Below are 11,772 nucleotides of genomic sequence, written 5' to 3' on the forward strand. Positions count from 1 at the left end.
ACCATTGGGCAGTTCATTTGTTAGCTTTCTATCTCAACATTTTGCTGGATAGGATTACTTTCCTTTCCCAAGTTTTGCTGTGGTTTTACCCATATGCGATAAGCAATAGTTAAAAGAGCAAGCCATGTTATCCCTACATAAATTGCAGGACGTGAATCAGGGAAATAACCCATCATGGCTAAAATAAACACCATAAAACCAATCGCGAACGCAGGTGCATATGGCCAACCCCATACAGGGAAATCAAGTGCCTTAATTTCAGCAGTAGATAATTTACGGCGCATCGCAACTTGCGAAAGCAAAATCATGAGCCATACCCAAACCGTTGCAAAAGTCGCAATTGATGCAATGATCATGAATACATTTTCAGGAATCAGGTAGTTCAGCACTACGCCAATCAATAGCACGCCAGCCATAACAACGACAGTCATCCATGGCACACCATTACGTGATAATTTTTGGAAGATTCGAGGTGCTTGACCACGGTTTGCCATACCGTACAACATACGGCCAGCGCCAAAAACATCACTATTAATTGCCGAAATCGCAGCAGTCACCACCACAACATTTAGAATATTTGCAGCAGATTTGATACCTAAATTTTCAAAAATTTGTACAAATGGGCTTCCTTGGCTACCAATCTGGTTCCATGGAAAAATCGACATCAAAACAAAAATGGTCAGTACATAGAAAAGTAAAATACGTACTGGAACAGCATTAATTGCTTTTGGCAAAGTGGTTTTCGGGTCTTGTGATTCGCCAGCAGTTAAACCAATAATTTCGATACCACCGAAAGCAAATACAACCACCGATAAACATGCAACTAAGCCTGCAATACCATGCGGCATAAAGCCATCATAAATCCATAAGTTTTGAAGTCCCGGAACGACATTGCTATGGTCAGCATGGAAGCCATAGAACATTAAGCCTATTCCGCCCACAATCATGGCAACAATGGCACTCACCTTGATGATGGAAAGCCAGAATTCGAGTTCACCAAAGACTTTAACGTGAATCAGGTTAATGGCGCCCAAGAACATAATGAGAGATAAAATCCAGATCCACCGTGGTACATCGGGATACCAGAACCCCATATAAATACCAAAAGCGGTGACATCGGCAATCGCTACAATCACCATTTCAAAAACATAAGTCCACCCAGTCGTAAAACCTGCCAAAGGACTAATGTATTGTGATGCGTAGTGGCTAAATGAACCGGATACTGGGTTATGGACAGCCATTTCACCCAGTGCGCGCATAACAATATAAATTGCAATCCCTGCAACGATATACGCCAATAATACTGAAGGCCCCGCCATTTTAATGGCAGTAGCCGAACCATAGAAAAGCCCAGTTCCAATTGCTGAGCCCAATGCCAAGAAACGAATGTGGCGGGTGTTTAGCCCCCGCTGTAATGTAGAGTCTTGTGACATTATAATCTCCAATCCTTGAGGATATTTAGTTGGATTCGGCCACTCCATGTGACCGTTTTATCAATCACACTTCAGATAGACTAGGGAGTAGTTTTGGAATAACTAACTCGTTTAAACAACCACTCGAAAGTAATTCACTTGCTTGTTCAATATCAGGAGCGAAGAAACGGTCTTCGCTGTAGTAAGGAACTTGATCGCGCAAGATTTTACGAGCTTGTTCAAGTTTAGGCGAGCTTTTTAAGCCTTCACGGAAGTCTAGACCCTGACAAGCGCCTAACCATTCGACAGCTAAGATGCCACGAACGTTATCGGCCATTGGCCAAAGTCGTTTACCAGCATTCGGAGCCATTGATACATGGTCTTCCTGATTCGCTGAAGTTGGCAAACTATCAACACTTGCAGGATGTGCTAGTGCTTTGTTATCACTCGCAAGAGCTGCTGCGGTAACTTGAGCAATCATGAAACCTGAGTTAACGCCACCATTAGCAACCAAGAACGGTGGAAGCTGCGACATGTGGCGGTCCATCATCATCGAAATACGACGTTCAGACAGTGAACCAATTTCTGCGATTGCCAATGCTAAATTATCTGCCGCCATTGCAACAGGTTCTGCATGGAAGTTACCACCAGAAATCACATCACCTTGTTCTGCAAAAACAAGTGGGTTATCAGATACAGCGTTTGCTTCAATTGCTAAAACTTCAGCAGCCTGACGGATTTGGGTTAAACATGCACCCATCACCTGTGGTTGGCAACGTAAAGAATACGGATCTTGAACTTTGCTACAGTCTTCGTGTGAATGTGCAATTTCACTCGAATCAGTCAATAAATCGCGATAAGCCGCAGCAACATCAATTTGACCACGTTGGCCACGTACTTCATGAATACGTGCATCGAACGGTGAACGTGAACCCAGCATTGCTTCAACACTTAAGCCACCACAAACTGTCGCAGCAGCAAATAAATCTTCAGCTTCAAACAAGCCACGTAAAGCATAAGCAGTCGAAACTTGTGTACCATTTAAAAGTGCCAAGCCTTCTTTCGCTGCTAAAGAAATTGGTTCTAAGCCTGCAATTTTTAAAGCTTCAACTGCTGGTAACCATTCACCTTTATAACGCGCTTTACTTTCACCAAGTAAAATCAATGACATATGGGCAAGTGGTGCCAAGTCACCTGAAGCGCCTACTGAACCTTTAAGAGGAATATGCGGATAAACTTCAGCATTAATTAAAGCCAACAAAGCATCAATCACTTTACGGCGAATACCTGAGAAGCCACGTGCTAAGCTATTTGCTTTCAATAGAATAATTAAACGAACCATTGCATCATCAAGTGGTTCACCTACACCTGCTGCATGCGAAAGAACTAACGAACGCTGTAATTGTTCTAAATCTTCAGGAGCAATCTTGGTTGAAGCAAGTAAACCAAAACCTGTGTTAATGCCGTAAGCTGTACGCCCTTCATTTACAATCTGTTCTACACAAGCCACGCTTGCGTTGATTGCAGCTGAAGCACTGTCATCTAATTTAACTTTAATCGGGTTGAGGTAAGCTCGACGTAAATCAGCTAAGGTTAATTTTCCCGGTTGGATCAGTAATTCCATGTTGGCTTCCTAATTTTTTGCACTATATTCTGCTGAGACAGTGCTTTTCACAATTGCAAAAAGCACCGCTAGTTCTTCCATGTGTTTTTATTGAGTGATCATTGGCAAGTTTAAGCCTTGCTCTTTCGCACAGTTAATCGCAATTTCATAACCGGCATCGGCATGACGCATAACACCTGTTGCAGGGTCATTGGTCAGTACACGAGCAATACGTGCAGCAGCGTCATCTGTACCGTCACACACAATCACAACGCCTGAGTGTTGAGAGAAGCCCATACCTACACCACCGCCGTGATGTAAAGACACCCAAGTTGCGCCGCCCGCTGTATTTAACAATGCATTTAATAAAGGCCAGTCTGATACTGCATCTGATCCGTCTTGCATTGCTTCAGTTTCACGGTTTGGACTCGCAACTGAGCCTGAGTCTAAGTGGTCACGTCCAATCACAACTGGCGCAGACAATTCACCGCTACGAACCATTTCGTTAAATGCCAAACCAAGTTTTGCACGTAAGCCTAAACCAACCCAGCAAATACGTGCTGGTAAGCCTTGGAAGCTAATGCGTTCACGTGCCATGTCTAACCAGTGATGTAAATGTTCATCATCAGGAATTAATTCTTTAACTTTGGCATCTGTTTTATAAATGTCTTCTGGGTCACCAGAAAGCGCTGCCCAACGGAATGGACCAATACCACGACAGAACAATGGACGGATGTATGCAGGTACGAAGCCAGGGAAATCAAAAGCGTTTTCTACGCCTTCTTCTTTCGCCATTTGACGGATGTTATTACCGTAGTCAAATGTTGGAACACCCATTTTTTGGAAATCGAGCATCGCTTGTACGTGTTTCGCCATCGACTGTTTTGCAGCTTTTACAACAGCTTCTGGTTCAGTTTTCGCGCGTTCACGGTATTCATCCCAAGTCCAGCCTACTGGTAAGTAGCCATTGAGTGGATCGTGTGCGCTTGTTTGGTCGGTGACCATGTCAGGACGTACACCACGGCGCACAAGCTCAGGTAAAATCTCTGCAGCATTGCCATGAAGTGCAATTGAAATGACCTTACCTTCTTTCGTGTAACGATCAATACGCGCTAAAGCATCATCTAAATCAGTTGCTTGTTCATCTACATAACGAGTACGTAAACGGAAATCGATACTTGCTTGTTGGCATTCAATGTTTAAAGAGCAAGCCCCTGCAAGTGTTGCAGCTAAAGGCTGAGCACCACCCATACCGCCTAAACCAGCAGTAAGAACCCAACGACCGTTTAAATCACCATTGTAGTGTTGGCGGCCTGCCTCAACGAAAGTTTCGTAAGTACCCTGCACAATGCCTTGGCTACCGATGTAGATCCAAGAACCCGCTGTCATTTGACCGTACATTGCCAAAGCTTTAGCGTCTAATTCGTTAAAGTGTTCCCAGTTTGCCCAGTGCGGTACAAGGTTTGAGTTTGCAATTAAAACGCGCGGTGCATCTTTATGAGTTTTAAATACACCGACTGGTTTGCCTGATTGAACTAATAAAGTTTCGTCAGTTTCAAGATTTTTTAAAGTATCTACAATTTTGTCGAAACATTCCCAGTTTCGTGCTGCACGGCCAATACCACCGTATACAACCAACTCTTTCGGGTTTTCTGCAACGTCCGGATCAAGGTTATTCATCAACATGCGTAATGGAGCTTCAGTTAACCAACTTTTAGCCGTCAATTCAGTGCCGCGTGGCGCACGAATTTCTACATCACGAAATTTTGTTGTCGTTGTTGTTGTCACAGGCGGACTCCTTCCTTTGAGCTTACATCAGCAGAACATCACTTGTTTCTGCATTTGTATAGTAATGTATTAACTTGTATATACATCCATATACTACACAAATATTTTACGGCGTGAAGAGGGTTACTCATATTTTTTTAAAAAAAATGAATAAGTTTATGAATTAAATTAATTTATTTTTATATTAAGCATAAAAAAGCACATATCTTTTCACTAGACATGTGCTTTTAAAAAATAATTTATTTAGTTTTAACGTTGAATTAACTCAATAACATAACAATTTTTTGCCCAATTTTGAGGGAAATGCACTAAGGTAATCGCAGTGGTTTTCTCAATTTTTAAAGTCTCGTGAGCAGCAAGCAAAAGGGTTTTGTCCTCAATCGCGACTTCTGCTTCGGAACCACTATTAAAAATGAAAATCAGGTCTGCCGAACTTAAAAAGGTTTGTGCTTCTGTACCGTCTATTCTCTGAAAGCGGGCATGAAACTTTGCAGGATCATAAATTAAATTTAAATCTCGAATTGCCCCATCTATCAGTTCACTTTGGACCAGACTTTCACCATGGAAAACAAAAATATCGCCTTGGTTTAGCTTCTTGGCAAGAAGATCATCGACGTGTAACACCATACCTTTCCCATCAAGCACGCTAATAATTCGCTGCTTATTGGAAAATAGCGAAAATGGCCCAGAAGTGGTCACATCAGCCATCGAAATGCGCCACTCAAAGTCGGCTTCACCTTGGCTTCGAGCAATTTCTAAAGTAAAGCCTGCACCATTTTTCCAAAGCATTTTTGTATATTGATCGGCCCTGATCAATTCAATCATGGGTTAAATTTCCCTTCGAGATAATAGCGACTACCCGGATAAATCAAACGCGCACTTGAAATGAGCTGTTTGTTTGACCATGTACGACGACGAATCAGTAAGCATGGTTCAGCTTTGGTGATCTTCAACCATTTACACTCTTGCGGCGATGCTAAAACTGCCTCAACAATATGCTCACCTTCTGACACAGGTGCTTTCGCCATTAAATAAGCATTTGGGGTAATGGTTTTAAAATCTTGTTGTAGATAATCTGGAATAAGCGCTGCATCGACTAAACGATCTTCGACCTGAACAGGTACATCATTTTCATAATGCACAATAATCGAGTGAAATAATCTTTGCCCTTCGCGAGTCTGCATTAACATGCTTTGTTCTGCATTTGCATAAATTTGTTCTAAGACTAAAACTTCAGCGTGGTGCTTATGGTTTCGTGCAATAATCTCTTCAGCAATATTATTAATCTGAAAAAGTGCAGTACGGCCCTGTCCTTCAGCAACGAAAGAACCAACGCCCTGAATTCGAACGAGTAGGCCCTCAGTCGTTAACTCACGAAGCGCACGGTTTACCGTCATGCGGCTACAACCAAGTTGATTGACCAATTCACTTTCCGAAGGAATTTTTTTATTTACAGCCCACGTGCCTTCATAAATCTTTTGTGAAATCAGCTGTTTTACGCGTTGATATAAAGGAACGGGACTATCAGCTTCAATCGAAAGCTCAGTATGTTCTTGTTTTGATGTTCTGGGCATAACAAATACTCAAAAAGGCAGCAGGCAAAAAGGTATTTTAGTTGACATGCTATGTATATACAACCACATACAACGTGTTAATTTATGAATTAAATAGATTTTAAAAAGTTTAAAAAATAAACATAACTCTACAAGAGCTAATTTAAAGTTTTATGTAGATAAATTCAAATATATTAGGGTTTTATTAATATTTATTTAATAGTTATTTCTGCTATGCCTGTGCTCAATTCAAGGATGTAAAAAGTATCGTCTTTTCTGGTTCACCAAATGCTGCTGAAAATTTTTATTTAAAATAACTGATCGATAGTATTCTTCTGCCACACAGTATATTAATAAAACTGGAAGCACATCGAATGCGTAATTATAAAATAGATATTCTTCGTGGAATCTCTATCCTTTTGGTTCTTTTACACCATTTTAATATTCCCTATAAACTTAAAGATACATGGTTAGGTTTTGATTTCTTAGGTGAAGCATTTAGCACAGTCATCGCAAGAAACGGAAATTATGGCGTGACCATGTTTTTTGTGATTTCGGGTTTTCTAATTACCCATCACACTTTAAAAAGAGACAAACAATTCTCTGCAATTAACCTCAAGCATTTTTATATCCGACGAGCAGCGCGTATTTTACCGTGTCTGGTTTTACTCATTTTAGGTGTAAGCATACTTGGGTCATTTGACTTAAAACCCTTTATGAACCAAGCTCCGAATGGCATTGAGGTTTCCTATCCTTTAACCATATTTGCAGCTTTAACCTTCTGGATGAATATCCTGATTATTAAATTCGGTTGGGTAAACTACGCTTTGGGCGTGTTGTGGTCACTCTCTGTAGAAGAAGTTTTTTACTTTGTTTTTCCATTATTGTGCTTGTTCACACGTAGTAATAAGGTTTTTATTGCTGTACTTGTTGGAGTGATTTTATATGGGCCTTATTTTAGATCTCTGCATTTTGGAGAAGAAAGCGGTGCCTATTTATATCATTATTTTTCAAGTTTTGATGGCATAGCAATTGGCTGTTTAACTGCCATTTTCTCTCATAAATATCAGCCAGATTGGCACTATAAAAAACCTCTTTCGTGGTTAATTATTTTGAGCATGGTCGCTCTTTATTTATATGCGCCAATTAAAGAAGTGAGTACTTGGGGTATTAGCTTATTTGCTCTTGCCACAGGCTTACTGATTTTGTGTTTTCAGCATCCTTCCGAAACGCAAGCACATAGTCTATTTACAAAAATCATGGTCTGGTTGGGGCAACGAAGTTATGAGACTTATCTGTTCCATCTGGTAGTACTGGGGCTTATGAAAGTTGCTTTTGTTCCGGCTCAAACCGACGCTAGCATTAAAATTATGCTTTTAATTGGCTATCTGATTCTGACCTTTATTATCAGCGCAGCGATTGAAAAATATTATTCGACACCGCTCAACAGCTACATTCGAAAGATTTTCATTAAAGATAAATCATAAAAAAAAAGCCCCTTTAAAATAGGGGCTTTTTTAATTAAGCGATCAACATGGTTTCATCTTCTTGTTTAAAAGGATTAGGCCAGTTCTGCCAAGCTTGTGGTCCTAAAGCCATTTCTCCATCACTTAATAAACAACGGTCTAAGCGTTGTATTAAAGCTTGCTCATCCATTTGCATACCAATTAAAACCAGCTCCTGACGCGCATCACCTGTTTGAGCGTCCCAAACCTTTTTAATTTGTTCGATGCTGTCTAAGTCACTTGGCCAGTCTTCTTCTGCAACGGCGGCCCACCAATAACCTGCTAAGCCATGCCGCGCCATTGCACCTGCTTGTGACCATGAGTAAGCCAATGTCGGTTCAGCAGCCAACCAGAAAAAGCCTTTAGAACGGACGACACCCGGCCATTCAGCCTGCACCAAATCATAAAAACGTTCTGGGTGAAAAGGTCGGCGAGCGCGGTAAACAAAGCTACTAATGCCATACTCTTCAGTCTCTGGCGTATGCTCACCACGTAATTCTTTTAACCAGCCTGGTGCTTGTGCAGCTTCATCAAAATCGAATAGCTGTGTATTTAAAATTTTATCTAAAGCGATCTTTCCAAATTGAGCAATTTCAATTCGAGCACGCGGGTTTAAAGTTTTTAAAATTGCGATGAGTTGGTCTTGCTGAGCCTGATCAATCAGGTCAATTTTATTCAGCATAATCACATCACAAAATTCGATCTGATCAATAAGAAGGTCGACCACAGTTCGCTCATCTTGTTCACCTAGCGACTCACCACGTTGTTGCAGGGAGTCCATTGAACCGTAATCTTTAAGAAAGTTAAAAGCATCGACTACCGTGACCATGGTGTCGAGTCGAGCAAACTCATTGAGTGACTTTCCATCTTCATCTTCAAAGGTAAAGGTTTCTGCAACAGGCAGCGGTTCAGAAATGCCAGTCGACTCAATCACCAATTGGTCAAAGCGTCCTTCATCAGCTAACCGTTTAACCTCAACCAGTAAATCTTCTCGTAGCGTGCAACAGATACAGCCATTACTCATTTCAACCAGCTTTTCATCTGTTCTTGAAAGCTCCGCGCCACCTTCGCGTACTAATGCCGCATCAATATTCACTTCAGACATATCATTGACGATCACGGCAATACGGCGGCCTTCACGATTATTTAAAATATGGTTGAGTAATGTGGTCTTTCCTGCACCCAAAAAGCCAGATAAAACAGTGACGGGAAGCTTGGCAAATGAGTTGGCGATTGCAGTGCGCATGGCTTGATCTCTTTGAATAATATTTAAACTGATCATGGCTGGCCATTTAAGTATGGCCAGATCACAGGCGTAATCTATTTCTAAACCACAGTAATGTTATGTTATAACATAACTATTGATCAAGTTTTTATTCCAGTTTTATTTAAGCCAATTCACTTAGTCTTTGAAAAAATTGCTTTTATAGTTACTGACAAATTGAGGTTCTATAGTGATGGTCAGGTCCCCATGAACGGAATCCTTGGCTATCAATATGGATTTGTCCCGAAGCATAAACACCCAGACCCATGTTAAGTACTTGGCCCTTGGTTTCCCAGAACTGACAAAGTTTAGTTTTGGTTTGTAGAATATTAAACTGGTCTAAATCGGTAGGCTGTTCTGGTCCAATTCGAAAATCAAGCGCTGCATTAAAGACATGTCGAGAAGCATCTGCACCACCAGCACAGCGGTTTAGAGATAAAGCTCGATAGGCCGATGTCACTTCAAAATCATTAATTACACCATCATCAACTAATGCTTTTAAAATGCTAAGTGTCGGAACGATGTTGGACCAAATCTCTCTTGGTGGCACTGCATAAGGCTCGACTCCACATTTTTGCCAATCGCGAGCCGAGCGTAACAACTCATGGTCTGGAACTAAATTGGCAAGCCCTTTTTGCTTAAGAAATTGCTTATAGGCTTGCACAGACTGTCCATGATCTGCGGTTGCGATCCAAGCCACATAATCTTCGGGTTGCTGCTTTATTCTGACCACTGTTTTTTTAGGCTGCGGCAAAGGGTGGGTGTGCAGAGGAGTTGTTGGCTTGGGTGTTTGAGTACTACAAGCTGTGAGAGATAATAAAAGTAAACCTAAATAACGCTTCATAAATATGCTCTATCTTCACCCCAAAGGGGAAAACTGCTCATCATTAAATTGAACAAATGTTATATTATAACAATAATAAAATCCTTTAATTTCTGTTGCTAAATTTTAAAAATAAAAAAGGACGTATGAGATACGTCCTTTTTTAGCTACAACTTACTATCTTATTAAATATCTGCTTCTACAGCAGTTAAAGACTGCTCAGCCTTTAATTTTCGGCGTTTAAATTGATAAGCCACCATCAAACATAAGATCCAGCCAGGAATCATCATGACCGCAACACGCATATCTGGTGTTAAAGACATCACAATTAAAATGCCCAACATAAACACGATGCATAAATAGTTGCTAAATGGGTACATAAAGCTTGGGAACTTAGTGGTTTGACCTTGGCTTTGCATATATTTGCGGAATTTTAAATGTGTCCACGAAATTACCACCCAGTTAATCACAATGGCTGCAACCACGAGCATCATGAGCAAACCGAAAGCTTTTTCAGGGAAAATATAATTTAACAATACACATAAAATAGTCACCGCAGCAGAAAGGATCACTGCATTGGTTGGAATACCGCGTTTATTGATGTGTGCAAATGCTTTTGGTGCATTTCCTTGTTGCGCAAGGCCCAATAGCATACGGCTACTGCAATAACTCGTACCGTTATAAACTGAAACCGCAGCAGTCAAAATCACAAAGTTCAATAACGTTGCAATTCCTTGGCTATCTAAAGAAGCAAATACCATTACAAACGGACTGCCACCTTCTGCCATCTGGTTCCAAGGGAATAGCGAGAATAAAACCAAAAGTGTCGCAATATAGAAAATCAAAATACGGTAAATAATTTGATTTACAGCTTTAGGTAAAGTTTTATCAGGATCACGTGCTTCAGCCGCAGTAATACCGAAAAGCTCAATACCACCAAAAGCAAAAATAATGACCGCCATTGCCATGACTAAGCCTTCAACACCAAATGGGAAAAAGCCACCGAGTGCCCAAAGGTTAGAAATGCTTGCTTGTGGACCTGCTGTACCGGTTGCAAGTAAATATGAACCAAAACCAATCATTCCCACAATCGCCAAGATTTTGACAATAGAGAACCAAAATTCCATTTCGCCAAAAAACTTAACGTGTAGCAAATTAATGCCATTGATTAAGACAAAGAAGGTTAAAGCAGATGCCCACGTTGGGATTTGTGGCCACCAATATTGAATATAAAGACCAATTGCGCTTAGTTCTGCCATACAAACGAGGACATTGAGTACCCAGTAGTTCCATCCAGACATGAACCCTGCAAATGGTCCCCAATATTTGTAGGCAAAATGACTAAAAGACCCACTTACAGGCTCTTCAACCACCATTTCACCAAGCTGACGCATCATTAAAAAAGCAATAAATCCTGCAATTGCATAGCCAAGGATGACCGATGGACCTGCTAATTTAATCGATTGTGATATACCAAGAAAAAGCCCTGTACCAATCGCCCCACCCAATGCAATAAGTTGGATGTGCCGATTACTCAAACCATGTTTCAGGTTTCCTTGCTCTTGTGCTGACATATGATTATTCTCATCCTTGTCACGTAATTTTTTTCCAATAAATTACGTATATCATAAATTAAGCAAACTTTCATAGAGATTCATGAAAAAATAATTGCGTGACTTTTCTCATGACCGCGAATGAAAACAGAAAATACAAGAAATGACAATTATTATGATATGTGTAATTAAATTATGTATTGCGTAATTTTATGAATTCAGTATTATAGAGACATGAAGCAATTGGTTGTGCTCGGTCTATATCAAACTG

At 40.7% G+C, this 11,772-nt stretch carries 9 protein-coding genes; 1 reads left to right on the forward strand and 8 read right to left on the reverse strand.

The window, feature by feature from the left end:
* Window positions 1-20 precede the first annotated feature (20 nt).
* The 5 genes from WA249_RS05280 to hutC form a co-directional block, all read right to left on the reverse strand.
* Entirely contained in the window at window positions 21-1,433 is a 1,413-nt protein-coding gene (locus tag WA249_RS05280) for an amino acid permease (RefSeq protein ID WP_336166816.1), read from the reverse strand.
* 64 nt (window positions 1,434-1,497) lie between these two features.
* Window positions 1,498-3,036 (reverse strand): histidine ammonia-lyase, encoded by a 1,539-nt coding sequence (hutH, locus tag WA249_RS05285; RefSeq protein WP_336166818.1) that lies wholly within the window; start codon window positions 3,034-3,036, stop codon window positions 1,498-1,500.
* 87 nt (window positions 3,037-3,123) lie between these two features.
* Window positions 3,124-4,803, reverse strand: coding sequence for a urocanate hydratase (hutU, locus tag WA249_RS05290; RefSeq protein WP_004640122.1), 1,680 nt, complete (start codon window positions 4,801-4,803; stop codon window positions 3,124-3,126).
* A 249-nt stretch (window positions 4,804-5,052) separates the two neighbouring features.
* Window positions 5,053-5,628: a HutD/Ves family protein gene (locus WA249_RS05295; protein WP_336166820.1), complete on the reverse strand. Its 576-nt coding sequence runs from the start codon at window positions 5,626-5,628 to the stop codon at window positions 5,053-5,055.
* Complete coding sequence (gene hutC / locus WA249_RS05300; protein WP_336166822.1) at window positions 5,625-6,377, reverse strand: histidine utilization repressor; 753 nt, start codon at window positions 6,375-6,377, stop codon at window positions 5,625-5,627. The genes WA249_RS05295 and hutC overlap by 4 nt, the downstream gene beginning before the upstream one ends.
* Window positions 6,378-6,730: 353 nt before the next feature.
* Between hutC and WA249_RS05305 the strand changes: the two genes are divergently transcribed.
* Window positions 6,731-7,843: an acyltransferase family protein gene (locus WA249_RS05305; RefSeq protein ID WP_336166824.1), complete on the forward strand. Its 1,113-nt coding sequence runs from the start codon at window positions 6,731-6,733 to the stop codon at window positions 7,841-7,843.
* 34 nt (window positions 7,844-7,877) lie between these two features.
* Here the strand turns inward: WA249_RS05305 and zigA are convergent, their stop codons facing one another.
* From zigA to WA249_RS05320, 3 genes are all read right to left on the reverse strand, one after another.
* Window positions 7,878-9,143: a zinc metallochaperone GTPase ZigA gene (zigA, locus tag WA249_RS05310; protein ID WP_336166826.1), complete on the reverse strand. Its 1,266-nt coding sequence runs from the start codon at window positions 9,141-9,143 to the stop codon at window positions 7,878-7,880.
* Between the two features lie 148 nt (window positions 9,144-9,291).
* The gene (gene zrlA / locus WA249_RS05315) at window positions 9,292-9,969 is read right to left on the reverse strand and encodes a D-Ala-D-Ala carboxypeptidase ZrlA (protein WP_336166828.1); all 678 of its coding nucleotides are present in this window, start codon (window positions 9,967-9,969) and stop codon (window positions 9,292-9,294) included.
* A 164-nt stretch (window positions 9,970-10,133) separates the two neighbouring features.
* Window positions 10,134-11,522, reverse strand: coding sequence for an amino acid permease (locus WA249_RS05320; RefSeq protein WP_336166830.1), 1,389 nt, complete (start codon window positions 11,520-11,522; stop codon window positions 10,134-10,136).
* Window positions 11,523-11,772: the final 250 nt, after the last annotated feature.

The sequence above is a fragment of the Acinetobacter sp. 161(2023) genome (assembly GCF_037027805.1).
Classification (GTDB): Bacteria; Pseudomonadota; Gammaproteobacteria; order Pseudomonadales; family Moraxellaceae; genus Acinetobacter.

Bases quoted from the DNA above. Each gene is read 5' to 3' on its own strand.
- WA249_RS05320 (WP_336166830.1), bottom strand. From the start codon at position 11,522: ATGTCAGCACAAGAGCAAGGAAACCTGAAACATGGTTTGAGTAATCGG.
- zrlA (WP_336166828.1), bottom strand. From the start codon at position 9,969: ATGAAGCGTTATTTAGGTTTACTTTTATTATCTCTCACAGCTTGTAGT.
- WA249_RS05295 (WP_336166820.1), bottom strand. From the start codon at position 5,628: ATGATTGAATTGATCAGGGCCGATCAATATACAAAAATGCTTTGGAAA.
- zigA (WP_336166826.1), bottom strand. From the start codon at position 9,143: ATGATCAGTTTAAATATTATTCAAAGAGATCAAGCCATGCGCACTGCA.
- hutC (WP_336166822.1), bottom strand. From the start codon at position 6,377: ATGCCCAGAACATCAAAACAAGAACATACTGAGCTTTCGATTGAAGCT.
- WA249_RS05305 (WP_336166824.1), top strand. From the start codon at position 6,731: ATGCGTAATTATAAAATAGATATTCTTCGTGGAATCTCTATCCTTTTG.
- hutH (WP_336166818.1), bottom strand. From the start codon at position 3,036: ATGGAATTACTGATCCAACCGGGAAAATTAACCTTAGCTGATTTACGT.
- WA249_RS05280 (WP_336166816.1), bottom strand. From the start codon at position 1,433: ATGTCACAAGACTCTACATTACAGCGGGGGCTAAACACCCGCCACATT.